General features: G+C 61.2%; 17 protein-coding genes. 8 read left to right on the forward strand and 9 right to left on the reverse strand.

The genetic code is table 11. The annotated features are described in order from the left end of the window. Nucleotides 1-95 precede the first annotated feature (95 nt). Complete coding sequence (gene zwf / locus M2396_RS11755) at nt 96-1,538, forward strand: glucose-6-phosphate dehydrogenase (protein WP_101322823.1); 1,443 nt, start codon at nt 96-98, stop codon at nt 1,536-1,538. Here the strand turns inward: zwf and M2396_RS11760 are convergent. Further along, on the reverse strand, nt 1,535-3,901 hold the full coding sequence (locus M2396_RS11760; RefSeq protein ID WP_101322822.1) for a bifunctional diguanylate cyclase/phosphodiesterase: 2,367 nt from the start codon (nt 3,899-3,901) through the stop codon (nt 1,535-1,537). The genes zwf and M2396_RS11760 overlap by 4 nt on opposite strands. Nucleotides 3,902-4,101: 200 nt before the next feature. Here M2396_RS11760 and uvrD point away from each other — a divergent pair, with 200 nt between their 5' ends. From uvrD to M2396_RS11775, 3 genes are all read left to right on the forward strand, one after another. After that, on the forward strand, nt 4,102-6,285 hold the full coding sequence (gene uvrD, locus M2396_RS11765) for a DNA helicase II (protein ID WP_259074899.1): 2,184 nt from the start codon (nt 4,102-4,104) through the stop codon (nt 6,283-6,285). Between the two features lie 134 nt (nt 6,286-6,419). After that, the gene (locus tag M2396_RS11770) at nt 6,420-7,274 is read left to right on the forward strand and encodes a Tim44 domain-containing protein (protein ID WP_101322820.1); all 855 of its coding nucleotides are present in this window, start codon (nt 6,420-6,422) and stop codon (nt 7,272-7,274) included. 112 nt (nt 7,275-7,386) lie between these two features. Then, nucleotides 7,387-7,794: an SMI1/KNR4 family protein gene (locus M2396_RS11775; protein WP_101322819.1), complete on the forward strand. Its 408-nt coding sequence runs from the start codon at nt 7,387-7,389 to the stop codon at nt 7,792-7,794. A 50-nt stretch (nt 7,795-7,844) separates the two neighbouring features. Here M2396_RS11775 and M2396_RS11780 read toward each other — a convergent pair whose 3' ends face one another. Continuing rightward, nucleotides 7,845-9,605, reverse strand: a complete 1,761-nt coding sequence (locus M2396_RS11780) for a cation:proton antiporter (RefSeq protein WP_150572367.1) — start codon at nt 9,603-9,605, stop codon at nt 7,845-7,847. A 375-nt stretch (nt 9,606-9,980) separates the two neighbouring features. Here M2396_RS11780 and M2396_RS11785 point away from each other — a divergent pair, with 375 nt between their 5' ends. Beyond that, nucleotides 9,981-10,466: an acyl-CoA thioesterase gene (locus M2396_RS11785; protein WP_101322816.1), complete on the forward strand. Its 486-nt coding sequence runs from the start codon at nt 9,981-9,983 to the stop codon at nt 10,464-10,466. Here M2396_RS11785 and pdxY read toward each other — a convergent pair. Next, nucleotides 10,463-11,335, reverse strand: coding sequence for a pyridoxal kinase PdxY (gene pdxY, locus M2396_RS11790; protein ID WP_101322815.1), 873 nt, complete (start codon nt 11,333-11,335; stop codon nt 10,463-10,465). The two genes, M2396_RS11785 and pdxY, sit on opposite strands and share 4 nt — an antisense overlap. 120 nt (nt 11,336-11,455) lie before the next feature. On the opposite strand from pdxY, the gene M2396_RS11795 reads away from it, so the two are divergent. Continuing rightward, a complete protein-coding gene (locus tag M2396_RS11795; protein WP_150572365.1) occupies nt 11,456-11,857 on the forward strand; it encodes a DUF3301 domain-containing protein in 402 nt (133 codons plus the stop codon). Here the strand turns inward: M2396_RS11795 and M2396_RS11800 are convergent. Together M2396_RS11800 and zigA are read right to left on the reverse strand one after the other, a co-directional pair. After that, on the reverse strand, nt 11,848-12,822 hold the full coding sequence (locus M2396_RS11800) for a GTP-binding protein (RefSeq protein WP_150570335.1): 975 nt from the start codon (nt 12,820-12,822) through the stop codon (nt 11,848-11,850). The genes M2396_RS11795 and M2396_RS11800 overlap by 10 nt on opposite strands. Nucleotides 12,823-12,943: 121 nt before the next feature. Then, nucleotides 12,944-14,152, reverse strand: a complete 1,209-nt coding sequence (gene zigA / locus M2396_RS11805) for a zinc metallochaperone GTPase ZigA (RefSeq protein ID WP_259074907.1) — start codon at nt 14,150-14,152, stop codon at nt 12,944-12,946. 112 nt (nt 14,153-14,264) lie between these two features. Between zigA and folE2 the strand changes: the two genes are divergently transcribed. Then, a complete protein-coding gene (gene folE2 / locus M2396_RS11810) occupies nt 14,265-15,143 on the forward strand; it encodes a GTP cyclohydrolase FolE2 (protein WP_259074910.1) in 879 nt (292 codons plus the stop codon). Between the two features lie 43 nt (nt 15,144-15,186). Here the strand turns inward: folE2 and M2396_RS11815 are convergent, their stop codons facing one another. Continuing rightward, on the reverse strand, nt 15,187-15,720 hold the full coding sequence (locus tag M2396_RS11815) for a DUF3617 domain-containing protein (protein ID WP_259074913.1): 534 nt from the start codon (nt 15,718-15,720) through the stop codon (nt 15,187-15,189). A gap of 130 nt (nt 15,721-15,850) precedes the next feature. On the opposite strand from M2396_RS11815, the gene cls reads away from it, so the two are divergent. Beyond that, on the forward strand, nt 15,851-17,290 hold the full coding sequence (gene cls, locus M2396_RS11820; RefSeq protein ID WP_259074915.1) for a cardiolipin synthase: 1,440 nt from the start codon (nt 15,851-15,853) through the stop codon (nt 17,288-17,290). A 6-nt stretch (nt 17,291-17,296) separates the two neighbouring features. Here the strand turns inward: cls and cfaB are convergent, their stop codons facing one another. The 3 genes from cfaB to pobA form a co-directional block, all read right to left on the reverse strand. Next, complete coding sequence (cfaB, locus tag M2396_RS11825; RefSeq protein ID WP_188036927.1) at nt 17,297-18,481, reverse strand: C17 cyclopropane fatty acid synthase CfaB; 1,185 nt, start codon at nt 18,479-18,481, stop codon at nt 17,297-17,299. Nucleotides 18,482-18,567: 86 nt separating this feature from the next. Next, on the reverse strand, nt 18,568-19,293 hold the full coding sequence (locus tag M2396_RS11830; protein WP_150570330.1) for a transporter substrate-binding domain-containing protein: 726 nt from the start codon (nt 19,291-19,293) through the stop codon (nt 18,568-18,570). 61 nt (nt 19,294-19,354) lie between these two features. Further along, entirely contained in the window at nt 19,355-20,539 is a 1,185-nt protein-coding gene (pobA, locus tag M2396_RS11835) for a 4-hydroxybenzoate 3-monooxygenase (RefSeq protein WP_188036926.1), read from the reverse strand. Nucleotides 20,540-20,658: the final 119 nt, after the last annotated feature.

A 20,658-nucleotide genomic window follows, 5' to 3' on the forward strand; every position in this document is an offset into this window, starting at 1 on the left:
TCGGTTATGATCGACTGGCCGGGGATGTAGCTTTCTTGTAGTTATACTACATGACCGGCAAAGCGCCCAGTTAAACGAACGTGGAGAGTGGTGGCTTGACGATTCCTTGCGACATTCTGGTCTTTGGCGGCACCGGTGATCTGGCCCTGCACAAACTGCTGCCGGCGCTCTATCACCTGTACCGCGAGGCGCGCCTGCACAATGCCGTACGGATCATCGCGCTGGCACGGCGCAACCTGCACCGCGACGACTTCCTCAAGCTCGCCGAACGGCATTGCCGGGTGCAGATCGCCCGCAACGACTTCGATGAAGAGGTGTGGCGACGCTTCTGCGCGCGGCTCGACTACTTCGCCATGGACGCCTCGCAGAGTGCTGACTTCGGCCGCCTGGCACGCTATCTGGGCGAGCCTGGCGGGCTGACCCGTGTGTTCTATCTGGCCACCGCGCCGCACCTGTTCGTACCGATCGCCACCCACCTGCGCATCGCCGGGTTGGCCGACCACGAAGCGCGCATCGTGCTGGAAAAACCCATCGGCCACTCGCTGCAGTCGGCTACCGCGATCAACCAGGCCATCGGTGAAGTGTTCGCCGAATCGCAGGTGTTTCGCATCGACCACTACCTGGGCAAAGAGACCGTGCAGAACCTGATGGCGCTGCGCTTTGCCAATGCCCTGCTGGAGCCGGTGTGGCGCAATGGCCAGGTCGATCATGTGCAGATCAGCGTGTGTGAAACCCTCGGTGTCGAGAGCCGCGGCGGCTACTACGACCGGGCCGGCGCCACCCGCGACATGCTGCAGAACCACCTGCTGCAGTTGCTCTGTCTGGTCGCCATGGAGCCGCCGGCGCAGTTCGAGGCCGAGGCCGTGCGCGACGAGAAGGTGAAGATTCTGCGCGCGCTCAAGCCCATCAGCGGCCAGGACGTGCAGGACAAGACCGTGCGCGGCCAGTACAGCGCCGGGCATATCGGCGGCCAGGAAGTGCCGGCCTACTATTTCGAGAAAGACGTCGACAACGACAGCGATACCGAGACCTTCGTCGCCGTTCAGGCGCAGATCGACAACTGGCGTTGGGCCGGGGTGCCGTTCTACCTGCGCACCGGCAAGCGCATGGCGCGGCGCTCGTCGCAGATCGTCATCCAGTTCAAGCCGGTGCCGCACGAGCTGTTCAGCGGCGGTCAGGTCAATCAATTGCTGATCCAGCTCCAGCCCGATGAGCGCATCAGCCTGCGCATGATGACCAAGACCCCGGGCAAAGGCATGCGTCTGGAGCCGGTCGAGCTGAACCTCAACCTCGCTCAGGCGTTCGGCCAGACCCGCCGCTGGGAAGCTTACGAGCGCTTGCTGCTGGACGTGCTCGACGGCGACTCGACGCTATTCATGCGCCGCGATGAGGTCGAAGCCGCCTGGGCGTGGATCGACCCGATCCTGCAGGGCTGGGAAGAGCACTTCCAGGCCCCGCGGCCATACCATGCCGGCAGCAATGGGCCAGAGCTGGCCAACAGCTTGCTCAGCCGCCACGGCAGGCACTGGTACAGCTAAGCCTTGGCGGCGGCCGGGTTGCTCAGCAACCCTATAAAGGCTGCCGCATCCACCGGCTTGCTGATCAGATAGCCTTGCGCCTCATCACAACCCTGGGCTGTGAGCACGTCCAGTTGCTCCTGGGTCTCGACACCCTCGGCCACGACCTTCAAACCGAGGCTATTGGCCATGACGATGATCGCACGGGTGATCGCGGCGTCCTGACTGCCCTCGTGCAGCCCGCTGATGAAGGTCTGATCGATCTTCACGTAGTCCACCGGCAAGCGCTTCAGGTAACTCAGTGATGAATAGCCCGTGCCGAAGTCATCGATCGCCAGTTTGACCCCCAGCGCATGCAGCTGCTCGAAGATGGCGATGATGTGCTCGACACTATCCAGCAGCTGGCTCTCAGTCAGCTCAAGCTCCAGTTGCTCTGGCGCCAGCCCGGTTTCTTCCAATACCTGGCGCACCAGGCTGACCAGCTTGCCTTGGCGCAGCTGATAGACCGACAGGTTGACCGAGACGCGAACCTGCACGCCCTCACGCAGCCACTGGCACGCCTGCCGGCAGGCCTGGCGCAGAACGAACTCGCCCATCGGCGCGATCAACCCGGTTTCTTCGGCCAGGCCAATGAACGCGCTGGGCGGGACCATGCCCAGTTGCGGATGCTGCCACCGCACCAATGCCTCGGCCGCATGCAGCTTGCCGCTGCGCAGGCACAGTTTGGGTTGGTAATAGACGCACAGCTGACCCTCATCGATGGCCTTGCGCAGCTGAATCTCCAGCTGCAGGCGCTCCAGGGTGCTGGCGCGAAGGCTCTCGGTGTAGAACTGGAAGTTGTCACCACCCAGGTGCTTGGCGTGACGCTTGGCCATGTCCGCCTGGCTGATCAGGGTATTGCCATCGAACGCCGCGTCAGACAACAGGCTGATGCCCACCGAGGCACTGATCACCACCTCATGATCATCCTGGCGCAACGGCACGCGCAGCTTGTCGAGCAAGCGGGTGGTCACCCGGACGAGGCTGGACAGGTTGCTGTAGCCGTCGAACAGCACGGCAAACTCGTCGCCCGACAGGCGCGCCACGGTGTCGGCTTCGGGCACGGCATTGGCGATCCGCTGGGCGATCTTTTTCAGCAACTGGTCGGCCAGCTCGTGGCCGAGGCTTTCATTGAGCAATTTGAAGCGATCAACGTCGATGTGCAGCAAGGCCAGGCTGCGCCCGTTCAGCCGCGCGCGCTGGCCGGCCTCATGTACGCGCAAACGGAACAGCGCCCGGTTGGCCAGGCCGGTCAGCTCGTCATAGTGAGCGAGGTAGCGCAGCCGCTCTTCAGACGCGCGCCGCGCCGACAGATCGGTGAAAAAGCCGACGATATTGTTGAGCTTGCCAGACGCTCCGCGCACGGCTGTGAGTTGCAGCCACTGCGGATACAACTCGCCATTGCGGCGGGCTTCGACCAGCTCGCCCTGCCATTGGCCGTGCTGGGCCAGGGCATGCTCCATGGACTGCTGATAACGTCGGGCGTCGCTGCTGCAGGGCAGCTCGAGCAACTGGCGGGCGAGCAGCTCGGCAATGGAGTAGCCGGTCATCTGGCAGTAGGCCTGGTTGACGGCAAGCAAGGTGAAGTCGGCCGTGAGCACCACGATACCGTCGTTGCAGGCTTCAAATACAGACGACGCCAAGCGTTGCTGTTCTTCAAGCGCCTTTTGCGCGTAGATGCGCTGCAGGTCTTCGTTCAGCGCCTGATTCTGAAAGCGCCGTAACAGGCTGCGATCGACCAATCGATGGACCTGCCAGGCGACCACCATCAGCGCCCCCAGCAGAATCAGCCCCAACCAACCCCAGCCGCGTTGCTGGCCGGCGTCGAAGTAGAACAGGAAGGCAATCGGCGGCAGCAGGCAGGGTAAGGCGAAACTGAGAAACGCCGGCAGGCTGACGGCATAGGACACGCTGGCAGACAACGCCGCTACCCCAAGCAAGCCGAACACCCAGGCCTGCTGGACGAAATTGGCCACCGGCACCAGGGCAATTGCTGCGCTGGCCAGGGTCAGGCCACTGAACGCCGAGCCCAGCAGAAACATCCGCCGCCAGCTCAGGCTGGCCTGGCGCTGGGTCGGTGCAGCGTCGAACGCGGTGACCTGCACCAAGCGCAGCCCCGCCAGCGCCAGCAACCAGATCAGCCAGGTGCCCAGCAGCAGATAGCGTCCAGGGCTCCACAGCAGCCACGCGCAGAGCAGGCCGTTGAACAGCATCAATAGTGTAGGCAGCAGCGAGCCTTGATACAGCAGCCGGGTGCGCTCGATGGAAAGCTGAGTGGCGAATTGCCTGCGCACATTCCTCGACATCTGCGGCAATACGCCGACCGCCGTGCAATCCTGAGTCATGTCATTTTCTTGTTATTGGCTGGCGACAAAAAGTTGCCCGGATCTTACACAAGCGAAGGCGCAGGCCAAACTGCTCTGTGTCATCCAGTGCCCATACCGGCGGATCGATATCACAGAACCGATGAACGGCTGGCGCCCGAGGTGAATATTTATACAGTAGAGATTTGCCCCCTCCCCCCACAGCAACCTAGAATGGCCGGATGCGCACAGACGACCTCTCCCTCCTGCTGAATTCCCTCAACGATGCCCAACGCCAGGCCGTAGCGGCCAAGGTCGGGCGTCAACTGGTGCTTGCTGGTGCCGGTTCCGGTAAAACCCGCGTGCTGGTGCACCGTATCGCCTGGTTGATCCAGGTCGAACAGGCCTCGCCGCACTCGATCCTGTCGGTGACCTTCACCAACAAGGCTGCCGCCGAAATGCGCCAGCGGATCGAGCAACTGATGGGGATCAGCCCCGCCGGCATGTGGGTGGGTACCTTCCACGGCTTGGCCCACCGCTTGTTGCGGGCACACTGGCAGGAAGCCAAGCTGGCGCAGAACTTCCAGATTCTCGACAGCGATGACCAGCAGCGCCTGGTCAAACGGGTGATGCGCGAGCTGGGCCTGGATGAGCAGCGCTGGCCGGTGCGCCAGGCCCAGTGGTTCATCAACGGGCAGAAGGATGAAGGCCTGCGCCCGCAGCACATTCAAGCGGGCGGCGATCTGTTCCTGGCGACCATGCGCAGCGTCTATGAAGCCTACGAGCAAGCCTGCGAACGCGCCGGCGTGATCGACTTCTCCGAACTGCTGCTGCGTGCGCTGGACCTGTGGCGCGACAACCCGGGCCTGCTCGAGCACTACCAGCGGCGCTTCCGCCACCTGTTGGTGGATGAGTTCCAGGACACCAACGCCGTGCAGTACGCCTGGTTGCGCCTGCTCGCCAAAGGCGGCGACAGCCTGATGGCGGTGGGCGACGACGACCAGTCGATCTACGGCTGGCGCGGTGCCAAGATCGAGAACATCCATCAGTACACCGAAGACTTCCCCGACGCCGAGATGATCCGCCTGGAGCAGAACTACCGCTCCACCGGCGGCATCCTCAAGGCCGCCAACGCCCTGATCGCCAACAACACCGACCGTCTCGGCAAAGAGCTGTGGACCGATGTCGGTGAAGGCGAGCCGCTGACCTTGTACGCCGCCTACAACGAGCACGACGAGGCACGTTATGTAGTCGAGTCGATCGAGAGCGTGATCAAGCAAGGCCATGCGCGCAGCGACATCGCCATCCTCTATCGCTCCAACGCCCAATCGCGGGTGCTTGAAGAGGCCCTGCTGCGCGAACGCATCCCTTACCGGATCTACGGCGGCCAACGCTTCTTCGAGCGTGCCGAAATCAAGAACGCCATGGCCTACCTGCGCCTGCTCGAGGGCCGTGGCAACGACGCTGCGCTGGAGCGGGTGATCAACGTGCCACCGCGTGGCATCGGCGAAAAGACGGTTGAAGCGATCCGCGACCATGCTCGCCATGCGCAGCTGTCGATGTGGGAAGCGATGTGCCAGCTGATCGCCGCCAAAGGCCTCAAAGGCCGCGCCGCGAGCGCGCTGGGTGCCTTTATCGAGTTGATCGAAGGGCTGGCGGCCAAAGCCGTCGACATGCCACTGCACGTCATGACCCAGACCGTCATCGAGCAGTCCGGGCTGATCATCTATCACCAGGAAGAAAAAGGTGAAAAGGGCCAGGCACGGGTAGAAAACCTTGAGGAACTGGTCAGCGCTGCGCGTAACTTCGAAAGCAGCGACGAAGACGCCGACCTGTCGCCGCTGTCGGCCTTCCTCGGCCACGCCTCGCTGGAAGCCGGTGAGTCGCAGGCTGATGAACACGAAGACAGCGTGCAATTGATGACCCTGCACAGCGCCAAGGGCCTGGAATTCCCCTACGTGTTCCTGGTCGGCCTGGAAGAAGGCCTGTTCCCGCACAAGCTGAGCCTGGAAGAACCTGGCCGCCTGGCCGAAGAGCGCCGTCTGGCATATGTCGGCATCACCCGGGCCATGCGCCAGCTGTTCATGACCTACGCCGAGACGCGTCGTCTGTATGGCAGCGAGACCTACAACAAGGTCTCGCGCTTCGTCCGCGAAATCCCCGCTGGGCTGGTGCAGGAAGTGCGCCTGTCGAACTCGGTCAGCCGCCCGTTCGGCGGCTCGCAGGCGCCGGCCAGCAGTATCTTTGCCAATGCCAACATCCCGCAGACCTCGTTCAACCTTGGCCAGCGCGTGCAGCACTCGGTGTTTGGTGAGGGCGTGATCCTCAACTTCGAGGGCTCTGGCGCCCAGGCACGGGTGCAGGTGAATTTCGCCGAGGGCAGCAAGTGGCTGATGCTCGGTTACGCCAAGCTCGAGGCCATCTAAGCCAACGCGGATGCCTGAGCGGTTGCTGAATGACCGTTCAGGCAAAAGCTCGAAACATTATGCTGCTGGTCATGTCTGCTACAACATGTGCAACATGACGCGCGTGCAATCCACAATCAGGGGATATCCCACTTATGCAACGTTTTCTTAGCATCGCCCTGGCGCTGTGCCTCGGCCTGACGCTGAGCCTGGACGCCAATGCCAAACGCTTCGGCGGCGGCAAGAGCTCGGGCGCCGCGCCTATGCACCAGACTCGCCAGGCTACGCCAAACACTCCAGCTGCCGCACCTAATGCTGCAGGTCGTGCGCCGGCCGCCGCCAGCGGTGCTTCGCGCTGGTTGGGCCCACTCGCTGGCCTGGCCGCCGGTGGTCTGCTGGCCTCCATGTTCATGGGTGACGGTTTCCAGGGCATGCAGATCATGGACTTCCTGATCATGGGCCTGATCGCCTTCCTGGTGTTCCGCTTCATCGCTGCGCGTCGCCGCAAGCAACAACCACAAGTTGCTGCTGCCGGCCATGCACCGTTCCAGCGTGAGGCTTACAACCAGCAAGCAGCGCAGCCGTCGATCTTCGGTGGTTCTGCAGCACCAGTTGCTGCCGCACCTGCGATCAACGCACCCGCCTGGTTCAACGAGCAAAGCTTCCTGAATGCCGCGCGCAGCCACTTCCAGACGCTGCAGCAGCACTGGGACGCCAACGAGATGGACAAGATCTCCGAGTTCGTGACCCCGCAACTGCTTGCCTTCCTCAAGCGCGAGCGCGCTGATCTGGGTGATGGCTTCCAGTCCACCTACATCGACAACCTCGAAGTACAGTTGGACGGTGTCGAAGATCGCGCCGACAAGACTATCGCCACCCTGACCTTCAGCGGTGTGTCGAAAACCTCGCGTTTCGACCAGGGCGAGGCGTTCAGCGAAAGCTGGCACATGGAGCGCGCCCAAGGCGACAACCAGCCTTGGCTGGTCGCCGGTATCCGCCAAAACGGCTGATCCAGGCTTGCTGCATAAAAAACCCCGGGCTTGCCCGGGGTTTTTGCTTTTGCCAGAGCGCCCTACTAGGGTATAACCCGCAGCGTTGTCATCAAGCGAGAGGATGTGAACCGTGGAAGAAGTGATCGAACAACTGCGTGAAGCCAATGAGCCGGTGCCGGTGCCCCTGGAGCTTCCTGACGAAGATCAGTTGGTCGAAGTCGAGGAGCAGCTGTTCATCAATATTCCGTTCGTATTCAAGGAATATCTGCTGACAGTCAGCGACGTTATCTACGGCAGCCTGGAGCCGGTCACCGTCACCGACCCACAGTCACACACCTACCTGCCGGAAGTTGCTGCCAACGCCTGGGATGCCGGCGTACCACGCGAGCTGATCCCGATCTGTCAGGACGGGGAGAACTACTACTGCGTCGAAGAAGACGGCACCGTGGTGCTGTGGTCGGGCGAAGAAGAGCTGGTCACCGAAGAAAGCTGGGAATCGGTCTGGCACTGGGCGCGCGACGTCTGGCTGGAAAGCTGATCCGGCTCAATGCAATCGCGGCGCACTCTGCACCGCGATTGCGTTGAATGTCAGTGGGCCTGATCGCGGTTGTTTTCCAGGGTTTCGAGCAGAGCGATCTGCATCCGCGTGTGCACGCGGATGAACCAACGCCACAGCACCGCGACAACCACCGCAGCAACCACCACGATCACCAGCAGTAGCTCGTTGGTCGGCAAGATACTCGCCGACAACGCCGACAGCAGCAGGAAGATCACCAGCAGTGACAACAACGGGATAACCTCGGCGATCACCCGCCGGACCCGCTGCGTATGCCGCCCGGCCATCTCTGGCTTGACCCCCATCTCCGCCAATAGCATCGACAGCGCCTTGAGCTTGCGGTACGCCGCAATCAGGAACGGCAGCGACAGCAACAGCGCGGCGCCCCAGATCAGCGCCTTCTGCTGGCTGACATCGCCCAGCCACTCGCTCAGCCACAGGCCGATCCGCTCGGCAAAGTAGCCCCCGGTAAAGAAGATCGCGATCACCAACGCCAGGTTGACCCCAACCTGCAGCAGGATGCGCCGGATCATCGCCGCGAGCATGGCGCCCTCACCTTGCGGCTGAATGCTGCGTAGCCATTCGCCATACAGCGACAGCACCCGCGACAACCGGCTGGGCATGATCTGGCCGAGCTTGATCGACAGCGGATCAGCCGCCCGAATCAGGTACGGCGTGAGCAAGGTGGTAATCGCCGAGACCGCTACTGCCACCGGATAGAGGAAGTCGCTGGTGACCTGCAAGGTCATGCCCAGCGCGGCGATGATGAACGAGAACTCGCCAATCTGCGACAGACCCATGCCGACCCGCAGCGAGGTACGCCCATCGTTGCCGGCAATGAACGCACCCATGCCGCACGAGAGCATCTTGCCCAGCACCACGGCAATGGTGATCACCACAATCGGCCAGGCGTAGTCGACCAGCACCTGCGGGTCGATCATCAGGCCGATGGCCACGAAGAAGATCGCGCTGAACATGTCGCGTACCGGCTCGATCAAGCGTTCGATCTTCAGCAGTTGCCGCGACTCGGCCATGATCGCACCGATCAGGAAGGCACCGAGGACCATGCTGTACTCGAGCTTGACCACCAGCAGGCAGAAGCCGAAGCACAGCCCCAGCACGGTGATCAGGAGCATCTCGTTGCTTTCGAACTTGGCCACGTAGGCCAGCAGCCGCGGCACCAGCAGAATGCCGATGACCAACGCCACGATCATGAACAGCGACAACTTGCCGACTGTGGAGAAGACTTCGCCAGAGCTTACCGAGCCGCTGACGGCGATACCCGAGAGCAAGGCGATGATGCCGATACCGAGGATGTCCTCGACGATCAGCACGCCGAAGATCAGCTGCGCGAAGCGCTCGTTCTTCATCTTCAGGTCATTGAGGGCTTTTACTATGATGGTGGTCGAGGAAATCGCCAGGATCGCGCCGAGGAACAGCGAGTCCATGGTGTTCCAACCAAACCAGCGGCCGATTTCGAAACCGATCCAGATCATCAGGACGATTTCCAGGAAGGCCGCGATAAATGCCGTGGCACCCACCTTGAACAACTTGCGCAGGCTGAACTCAAGGCCCAGGCAGAACATCAGGAAGATCACCCCAAGCTCGGCCAGGGTCTTGATCGTATCTTCGTCGTGAATGAGGCCAAATGGCGGGGTGTGCGGGCCGATGATAAAGCCGGCAACGATGTAACCCAGGACCACCGGCTGTTTCAACCGATGAAAGAGGATGGTGACCACGCCCGCCACCAACATGATTACGGCAAGATCCTGGATGAAGCTTATGGCATGCATGGCGTGCTACTCCTTGTTCACGGTGCCAGAGCAGACCGCTCCTCCGCTGAGGCGAACCTGAGCGGGCAGCAAGTACATACTGTGATTAAAGCGGGAAAGCCCATGTTGCATGGGCCGACTCAGGTTACCATCGCGCCCGGACGCAAAACGTCTGCGCAATATGCAGAAACAGATCGGTTGATGTGCTGCTGCACGTTTTGTGATGCGAGCTCTGACCGCTGCCCGGGTGTGGTGCACAACACCGCTGACGGCCCATGCGCGTGACGACGGAGCGCTCTGCGGCGTCCCGTATCTAGATCGGAAATTCAACAGGGGTACCAAGAAGTGTCTGCAGATACCGGCCCCGATTCAGCGCAACCTCACCGTGAGCACTCTATGGAACCTGGAAACGCCCAGCTGACTATGACCGTCCTGATGACTCCGGACATGGCCAACTTCTCCGGCAACGTACACGGCGGCACCTTGCTCAAATACCTCGACGAGGTGGCCTATGCGTGCGCCAGCCGTTATGCGGGGACGTATGTAGTGACCCTGTCGGTCGATCAGGTAGTGTTCCGCGAGCCTGTGCATGTCGGTGAGCTGGTGACGTTCATGGCATCGGTCAACTACACCGGCAATACGTCGATGGAAGTCGGCATCAAAGTGGTAACCGAGAACATTCGTGAGCGCTCCGTTCGCCACTCCAACAGCTGCTTCTTCACCATGGTGGCGGTGGATGACAATCGCCGGCCAGTCCCGGTCCCGGCGCGCCTGCCGCAAAGCAGCGAAGAAAAACGCCGCTTCCTCCAAGGAAAACAGCGCCGGCAGATTCGTCAGGAGCTGGAAAAACGCTACCAGGACCTGAAAACCGACTCGATTTAAACGCTCAGGCGCTGCGCTTCGAAACGCACCCGCGGATGGGCAATGCGATCCTGGGCTCGCACCAGCTGCAGTTCGTAGCTGGCGCAGGCTTGGGTTTCCAGCAGCACCTCATGGACAGCCGCTGCGGTGTATTCAAACGCTTGCAGCCAGCTGTCGCCCAGCAGCACGCGAGCCAGGAACAGCCCTGAGGTGAGGTCACCGACGCCAACCGGCTGGCGTGGGAAGCACAGCAGCGGCCGGCGCAGGTGCCAGCAGTCTTCGCCGGTTACCAGCAGCATTTCGAAAGAATCTTCGGCGCGGCCGGGATAGCTCAGGTGCTTGACCAGCACCACCTGCGGCCCGCGGGCGAGCAGGTTGCGCGCCATGGCCACGCAATCTTCCAGCGACTGCGCCTTGCGCCCGCTGAAGCTGTCCAGCTCAAGCTGGTTAGGGCAGAGAATATCGGCCTTGGCCGCGGCCTGTTGCAGAAGGAACTCGCTGACCTCGGCCGGCACGCTGCAGCCCTTCTCGGCATGGCCCATGACCGGGTCGCACAGATACAGCGCCTTTGGGTTGACCGCCTTGATCCGCTCGACGCCAGCCAGAATCGCCCGTCCCTGCTCGGCGCTGCCCAGATACCCGGACAACACCGCATCGCAGTTGCCCAGCTCGCCGATGTTGGCAATGCCTTCCACCAACGCAGGAATTTGCGCTGGAGCAAGCACTTCTCCGGCCCACTGGCCATACTGAGTATGGTTGGAGAACTGCACCGTGTTCAGCGGCCAGACATTCACGCCTATGCGCTGCATGGGAAACACCGCGGCGCTGTTTCCGGCGTGGCCGAAGACCACATGGGATTGGATCGCGAGCAAGTGCGGCGTGCGTTTCATGCAGAGGTTTCCAAAACTGATTTCAAGATAAGAACGTCGCGCAGTATGAACCCGATTGCCACCTGTACGACAGGCCAGGGACGCAGTTAAGCTGGATCTACCTGTTTGGAGCATATGCAAATGTTGACCCTGGAGAACCTCTTCTTCCTGATGCTGCTGGCCAGCGGCGGCGCCTGGCTGTGGCATAACCACGGGCTGCGCGAGAAAGCCCTCGAGCGGGTCAAACAGCATTGCGCCAAACTCGACCTGGAGCTGCTGGACGAGGCCGTAGCGCTCAAGCGTATTGGCTTTGTCCGCGACGCCAACGGCCGCAAGCGCCTGGCGCGGATCTACAACTTCGAGTTCACCGTGACGGGCGAGCAGCGCCATCCGGGTACGGTCACACAGTTTGGTGCACACACCATGCAGATCGAACTGGCGCCCTACCCGTTCGAAATCAAACCGGCGCCGCGCAGCGACAACGTGATCGAGATGCAGCAGTGGCGCCAGGATCACAACCGTTGGAGCAATGATCAGCGCTGAATACGGCAGTCGGTCATGGCCTGCTGCAGCGCAGCTATAGGCTGCTCTTGCTCGAAGATCAGCTCCAGCCGTGAATCCTTGCGCCATTCGCTGCGCTGCCAACTCAAGGCGCCGTCAGCTAGCCCGTTGAACGACTGCCAGCCAGTTGTGCTGTGGATAACTCCTTTGGCTCTGAGCCAGGCCGTGGTGCTGAGAAAATGCTCGATGCGGCCTTGTTCGAAGCGTTGGGATGGATGCCAGCGCCAGCCACAGCTCCAACCACCTTCGCCTTTTTTAGCGGCAAACAATGGCTTGTCGCTACTTGTCCACAATGAGGCGGCTGGCTGGAGATAGTTGTCCTCAGGCAACGGCGCAACCGTCACAGCATGGGTCGGGCCTGTGGAAAACTGTAAAAGTTCTGCGATCGCCAGCCGTCCTTGTTCGGTCCAGAAAGCGGGTTTGCCGGATAACTGCGCGGTTATTGCCAGCCGCTGAGGATTATCCACAGCGTCGGCCTTGTTGATTATCAACAGCTCCGCTGCCGCCAGCGCTTGTTGCTGCGCCTCTGCCAAGCGCTCTCCCCTGACCAATGCTGACGCATCCAGTACCATCATCAGTGGCTGCAACTGCAGTATGCCGGCCCAGGGCGCCTGGCTTAACTGCTGCAACAGCTGCAACGGATGACCCAGGCCGGACGGCTCAATAAACAGCCGGTCCGGGCGAGCTTTGCGCAGCAGCCGACCCAGCCCAACCTGAAACGGCACGCCATTGACGCAGCACAAGCAGCCACCGGCAACCTCAGCGATGGCAACGCCGTCTTCGTCACGGTGCAACAGCGCAGCGTCCAGGCCAATCTGACCAAACTCGTTGACCAGCACTGCCCAGCGCTCATTGGCAGGCCTTTGCACAAGCAAATGGCCAATCAGGCTGGTCTTGCCGGCGCCTAGAGGGCCGGCAACAATGTGGGTGGGGATGTTCTTGAGCATGTCGATGGATCTGCGCAGAGCGAGGCAAAGCGGCCCCGTAACCGGAAGCGTCCACTATGCCCCGCCGGCTCAGGCAGTCAAGGCTAGCCTGCGAATCGCGAGGTTATCCACAGGCATCGTTTTACGCTGCCATATCCTCATGCCAAGCGCCGAACGGGTCTGAAAATTTCAGCCACGCGTCAGAACCAGCGGCCATCTCCTCATCAGTTAATAGGCACGCATCCAGCGCTGTGGATAACTGTGCAAAGTCGATGTTCTGCCCGATGAATACCAGTTCCTGACGGCAATCACCGGCTTCCTCACTCCAGTGACCCAGGATCGCAGCCTTGCTGGCGTCGTCCTGCGGCCACTGGTCCTCCGGCACAAAACACCACCAGCGCCCCGCATAGCTGTAGCGCATCATGCCGCCCGCCTGCGACCAACTACTCGCCTCCTGATACTTGCTGGCAAGCCAGAAGAAGCCTTTCGAGCGCAGCAGTCGGCCGTTGGTCCATGGCTTGTGGATAAAGTCGAAGAACCGCTGCGGGTGCAGTGGCCGACGCGCCTGCCAGGAACTTGCGGCGATGCCGTATTCCTCGGTCTCTGGTACGTGCTCGCCGCGCAGCTCCTGCAGCCAGCCGGGTGCCTGCGCTGCCTGCTCGAAGTCGAACAGCCCGGTGTCGAGAATCTGCGCCAGCGGCACTTGGCCCATCACCATCGGCACGATTTGCGCGCGGGCATTGAGGCTACGCAGGATCGCCATCAGCTCGTTGCGCTGGTCCTGGCCGATCAGGTCGATCTTGCTCAGCAGCAGCACATCGGCGAACTCGATCTGCTCGATCAGTAGGTCACTGATCGAACGCTCATCGTCTTCGCCCAGCGTCTCACCGCGGCTGGCCAAGGTATCTGCGGCCTGGAAGTCGTGCAGAAAATTCAACCCGTCAACCACGGTCACCATGGTGTCGAGCCGGGCCAGGTCAGACAGGCTCCGACCTTGTTCATCGCGGAAGGTGAAGGTCTCGGCGACTGGTAGCGGTTCGGAGATGCCGGTCGACTCGACCAGCAGGTAATCGAAGCGGCCGTCCTCGGCCAGCCGGGCCACTTCTTCGAGCAGGTCTTCGCGCAGGGTGCAGCAGATGCAGCCGTTGCTCATCTCGATCAGTTTTTCCTCGGCGCGGTTGAGGCTGACGTTGCGCTGCACTTCGCTGGCATCGATGTTGATTTCGCTCATGTCGTTGACGATGACGGCGACGCGCAGGTTATCGCGGTTGCGCAGCACATGATTGAGCAAGGTGCTTTTGCCTGCGCCAAGAAAGCCAGACAGCACGGTGACGGGGAGACGGGTGGACATGGCAAACCTCATCAGGCGAACGCATTCGAAACGATGCATTTGCTTAATGTTATATTATAACAATACAATTTGGCCAACCTGTCCTGCGAATAATCTCTCCCGGAAGCCACCCATGATCCTGCCCGATATTGCTGCACAGATGGACGCACAGGCCCTGCCGCTGGATTGGGTCGGCATGCAAGGCATCGCGCTGCCCGTGACCATCGAGGGGCACCGGGTGAGTGCTCGCGCCAGCGCAGGTGTCAATCTGGTTGATGGACGCTCGCGCGGTATCCACATGTCGCGCTTGTACCTGGCATTGCAAAGCCTTGAGCAGGACGAACTGTCGCCTCTTGTCTTGCGCCGCCTGCTCAGCGAGTTCCTCGACACCCACGAAGGCCTGTCTACGGCCGCTCATTGCAGTCTGAGTTTTGATTATCTGGTCAATCGACCTGCGTTGATCAGCTCGCTAGCCGGCTGGAAGAGCTATCCAGTAACCGTTGATGCGTCGATCAAAAACGAAATGTTCCACGTGGAACTATTTGTGCGGATTGCCTATTCCTCGACATGCCCATGTTCCGCTGCGCTGGCGCGTCAGCTCATTCAGCAGCAGTTCCTGGATGATTTCGCTGGTGTGGAACTGCAGCAAGAGGCAGTGCTTGCCTGGCTCGGCAGCAGTGAAGGCATCGTCGCCACACCGCACAGCCAGCGCAGCGAAGCACACATCAAGGTGAGGTTAGCCACGAGCGACGACACAATGCCTTTCAGAGTGCTGATAGATAGCACGGAGGCAGCACTGGGCACTGCGGTGCAGACAGCAGTGAAGCGCGCCGATGAGCAGGCCTTTGCTTTAGCCAATGGGCAGAACCTGATGTTCTGCGAAGATGCTACCCGCCGCCTGCATGTAGCGATGCAGGCGCTGCCTTGGGCAAATGGATTCAGCGTAAAGGTCGAGCACGCAGAGAGCCTGCATGCGCACGATGCGGTAGCCGTCAGCGAATGGCGCTGGTGAAACAGCAACCGGCTGCTGGGGCAGCCGGTTGCAACAATAGCGCTTAGCCGCCCACCCGTGGCTTGACCGTGCCACAGTCGCTACCCAGCCACAGCGCGCGGGTATTCATGCTGCCCTTCTGTTCCACACCCGAAGCATTGAAGGTGCCGTTGACCTTGGTGGTGAATTCGCGGTCACTGAGGAACGTCGCTTCACCCTGACCCTGCGCTTTCGGGCAGCTGAATTCAAACTTCCAGATCTTGCCGGTGCGGTCAGTGATCTTCTGGGTGCAACCGGACTTGGGGTCCTGCAGCGGAATATCGTCGGTCTTGACCTGCTCCGGTGTCAGGCACGAGCGCACGCCATTGCCACCAACGGTAATACCTTGCTTAGCCAGCACGCCTTCCATCATCGCCCGTTGCTCAGGCGGCAGGTTCTTCAGCTGACCAAGCATGAAGCCCATGTCGGGCAGCGCTTTGCCATCGACCTGCATGTCGCTGGTGGTCAGCTCCCACAGCCCAGGCTGGAGCATTTGTGCGTGGACCAACGGGCTGGTCAGACCCACGACCAGGGCGAACAGGGGCAGGCGGATGTTCATCAATAAATGCTCCTTGGCATAACCGGGCAACTGGCCGGACTCAGCTTAGACGTCAAATTTGTCAGTCGGTTGCACGCTAGACTAGACCCGTGGTCTGTTATCAGTAGTGTTCTCAGCAAGCAGGATGCACATGGATTACCACAGCCTCTATTTCTTCGGTTACGTGATTGGCTTCACTCATTTATTGGGGATGGTAGCTGCTCTGCATGCCGTGCTCACCGTGCGCACTGCCCAGGGCGCAATTGCTTGGGCGATGCCGTTGCTGTTCATCCCATATCTGGCATTGATCCCTTATCTAGTCTTCGGCGCCCGCTCGTTCAACGCCTATATCAAGGCGCGCCGTCAGGCCAACCAGGAAATGCACGTGGCGATGGCCAACCTGAACTGGCGGCCATGGGTTGAAGAAGCATTGGCGGCGCGCGAGTCGGACAGTTACAAGGCCCTGCGCGCCATGCCCAAGCTGGGTCGCATGCCGTGCCTGGCGAACAACCAGGTCAAGCTGCTGATCAATGGCCGGGCTACCTTTGACGCGATCTTTGCTGCGATCGACAAAGCGCGGCAAGCGGTGCTGGTCCAGTTTTTCATCATCCACGACGACATCATCGGCCGCGAGCTACAGCAGTTGCTGTTGCGCAAGGCTGGCGAGGGTGTGCAGGTTTTCGTCCTCTACGACCGCATCGGCAGCCACGCGCTGCCTGCCAGCTACGTGAAGGCGCTGCGCGATGGCGGTGTGCAAGTAAAGGCTTTCGCCACCCGTGGCGGCTGGTTCAACCGCTTTCAGGTCAACTTCCGCAACCACCGCAAGATCGTCGTGGCCGATGGTGAAGTCGGCTTTATCGGTGGGCATAACGTGGGCGATGAATACCTGGGCGGCAACCCACAGCTGTCCCCTTGGCGCGATACCCATGTCCAGATCAACGGCCCGGCCGTGGCCTGCCTGCAGGAGTCATTTGCCGAGGACTGGTACTGGGCAACGCGCGAGCTGTCGCCGCTGATTCTGCAGGACAACTACCCGGACAACGGCGTGCTCTGCCAGCTGCTGGCGAGCGGCCCGGCTGATCCCCAGGAAACCTGCTCGCTGTTCTTCGTCGAGGCTATCCATTCGGCGGTGCACCGGGTGTGGATAACCACGCCCTACTTCATCCCCGACGAGGCCGTGTTTGCCGCATTGCGCCTGGCTGTGATGCGCGGCGTGGACGTGCGCGTGCTGATTCCGGCGCGACCGGACCATCGCGTGGTCTACGCTGCTTCCAGCCTGTTTGCCTTCGAAGCGGTGCGCGCCGGCGTACGCATGTTCCGCTACCAGCCAGGCTTCCTGCATCAGAAGGTGGTGTTGGTTGACGATGAGGTCAGCGCCATTGGCAGCGCCAACCTGGACAACCGCTCGTTCCGGCTGAATTTCGAAATCACCCTGCTGACCGTTGACCGGGCGTTTGCCGATCAGGTCGAGGCGATGTTGCAGGAGGACTTCTCCCACGCCAAGGAGATCACTGCCGAGGACAGCCGCGATACCCATCGCCTGCAACAGCTTGGGATGCGTATCGCTCGGCTGATATCTCCGGTGCTCTGAGGGCGCTCAGCGATACAGATCTTCGCGCGTCCATGGCAGATCGTGGTGGCCATCGGCATAGGGTTTGACCGCGAGGATCTGGTGCAGGTTGATCCAGCCCTTGCTGAAGGCATAGGCACACCCCGCCAGATATAGCCGCCAGATACGCAGAGTCTTGGCCGGCACTATCGCCGCTGCCCGGTGCAGCTGGTGCTCGAGGTTTTCACTCCACTGATGCAGCGTCCTCGCGTAATGCAAGCGCAGGCTCTCGACATCCACCACCTCGAGCCCGGCGGTGCAGATGCTGCTACTGATCATTGACAGGTGCGGCAGCTCGCCATTGGGGAACACGTAACGGTCGATGAACGCGCCCGCCCCTCTGCCCACCGGTCGGCCATCCACATGCCGCGCCGTGATGCCATGATTCATCACCACCCCACCCTCACGCACGGCGCCGAACAACGTCTGGCAATACAGGTCGAGGTTGGCATGGCCGACATGCTCGAACATACCGACACTGACCACCTTGTCGAAGCGTCCGTCCTGCGGCAGATCGCGATAGTCGAGGATCTGCAGATCGACCCGCTTGGTCAGCCCCTCCTCCTTGACCCGCTGGCGCGCCAGCCTGAGCTGCTCCTTGCTCAAGGTGATGCCGAACACCTTGGCGCCATACTCACGCGCAGCGAAGCGCGCCAGCCCGCCCCAGCCACAGCCGACGTCCAGCAGGTAGTCGTCCTGCTGCAGGCGTAGCTTGCGACACAGGTGGTCGAACTTGTCTTGCTGGGCCTGATCGAGGGTGTTGTCCGGCTCCTTGAAGTAGGCGCACGAGTAGGCCATGTCCTGGTCCAGCCACAGCTGGTAGAACTCATTAGACACATCGTAGTGGTAGGAGATGGCCTGCGCATCGGTGTGCTTGTCGTGCGCGGAGCGTACCGGTGCGGTGTCCTGCTGCCCCACCAGCAAGGCATCGCTGAGCTCATCGCAGACCCGGATCGCCTCGCCGATGTCGCCTTCCAACTCCAGCTTGCCTTCAACGAACGCAGTGCCCAGCTCACCCATGCTGGGGTGGCTGAGCTGGCTGATCAGTTGCGGTTCCTTGATCAGGATGGTGACCTGAGGGCTAGGCCCCAGATCGAACTGATTGCCATCCCAAAGCTTGAGACGCAAGGGTAAATGCAGCTGCTGCAGTGCGGGTGGAAGTTGCGCTTGCATGAAGAGTCCCCCGTGTGAAGTTCGGACGTCTTCGCAACAGGGTAGTACAGCTACTCAGCCAGGGAGCTGACGCTGGTCGGCCAGGGTCAGCGAGGCGCGCTGACGTCGGCCTGACCGCTCGCCAACAACGCCCCACGAACAAAGCCTTGCGCCAGGCATCGCTCGATGAACCCGCGAACGTATGCAGCGCCGGCATCCCTGCCGCGTGGCACTGCCATGGCCTGGCGAATAGCGGTAAACGCGCCGTCCATTACCCGGTACTCAGGGTTACCCAAGGCAAACTGCTCCAGCGGCTGACGCACCCCTGCCGCGGCATCCAGCCCATTGGCGATGAACAGATCCACGGCGGCAGGGGACGTGTCTGCACGCTCCAACTGCGCATGCTGCAGGGTACGGGACAGATACAGATCATAGGCCGCGCCCTTGCTCACAGCGATACGGGTTTGAGCCTGATCGAGCTCGTCCACGTGCTGCCAGGCTGAATCACGCTTGACTAGATAAGTACCTTCGATGAGCACATAGGGCTCGGTGAAATCGATCTGAGCGGCCCGCACCGGCTCGATCGCCAGGAACGCGACACGCCACAGGTCTTGGTCCAACGCCGCAAACACCTTGCCGGCGGCGTCGAAGCCGGTTATCTGCAATTCGACACCGAGTTCAGCGGCCAGCGCTTTGGCCAAGGCAACGGACACGCCCAAGGGTGTGCCATCAGCGCCCTGCTGGGCGAGGACCGGATTGCCGTAGTTGATCGCAACTCGCAGCGTTCCTTCGGGAGCAAGATCGGCTAATACTTCTGGGGTCATCCCGTGCATGTCAGGGTTCCGCTGCAATGGCTGGCTGGATTGCCGAGGGTATAGGAGTGGCGCCCATCATTCACTCCACCGCCTCGTACGGCAAGCCAACATAGTTCTCCGCAATCGTTTTACGCCCGGCTTCCGAGCTCACGAAGTATTCCAGTTCGGTCTGCTGCATGCGTTGGCTGAAGGCGTCGGTGCCGGGGAATTGATGCAACACCGAGGTCATCCACCAAGAGAAGCGTTCGGCCTTCCAGACTCGGCGCAGGCAGATCTGCGAGTAACGCTCGAGCAGGTCCTGGCGGCCTTCGTGGTAGTACTTGAGCAGGATTCGGTAAAGGGTGCTGACGTCGCTGGCGGCCAGGTTCAAGCCCTTGGCGCCGGTAGGCGGGACGATGTGGGCGGCATCCCCGACCAGGAACAGGTGGCCATACTGCATTGGCTCGACCACGAAGCTGCGCAGCGGCGCGATGCTTTTCTCGATGGAGGGGCCGGTAATCAGCTTGGCGGCAACGGCTTCGGGCAAACGGCTCTTGAGTTCGTCCCAGAAGCGCTGATCCGACCAGTCCTCGACCTTTTCATCGCTGGCGACCTGCACGTAGTAACGAGTGCGCGTGGGCGAGCGCATGCTGCACAGGGCAAAGCCGCGCTCGTGGCTGGCGTATATCAGTTCTTCGTTGACCGGCGGCGTATCGGCCAGAACGCCCAGCCAACCGAACGGATACACCCGCTCAAATTCCTTGAGCACGCCGTCCGGGATCGATTTGCGGGAAACGCCGTGATAGCCATCGCAGCCGGCGATCAGGTCGCAGTCGATGCGCACCTGGTTACCGTCCTGGATGAACGTGACGTAAGGCTTGTCGCCCTTCAACTCGTGCAGTTGCACATCGCTGGCGTCGTAGTAGGTAGGCGCACCACTGTGCCGGCGAGCCTGCATGAGATCGCGGGTGACCTCGGTCTGGCCATAGATCATCACGGTCTTGCCGCCAGTCAGTTCGCGCAGGTTGATGTGCTCGACACGACCGTTGAAGGCCAGCTCGAAACCATCGTGCACCAGCCCTTCCTGATCCATCCGTGCACAAACACCCGCCTCGCGCAGCAGATCAACCATACCTTGCTCAAGCACGCCGGCGCGGATCCGGCCGAGGACATAGTCAGGGCTCTGGCGCTCGATGATCACGTTGTCGATACCGGCGTTTTGCAGCAGTTGGCCGAGCAGCAGTCCAGACGGACCCGCCCCGATAATGGCAATTTGAGTCTTCATTGTTCTTATCCTCATGAGCCGGGGCTCAGGGTTACGATTAGTCGTTCTGTATTTTTCGCAGATAGAGGTTCCATAAGAAGGCACTTTCTGCTTTATTTTTAGGACTTTTCGAGGATCTG

The sequence above is a fragment of the Pseudomonas sp. BIGb0278 genome (assembly GCF_024809895.1).
Taxonomy (GTDB): Bacteria; Pseudomonadota; Gammaproteobacteria; order Pseudomonadales; family Pseudomonadaceae; genus Aquipseudomonas; species Aquipseudomonas shirazensis.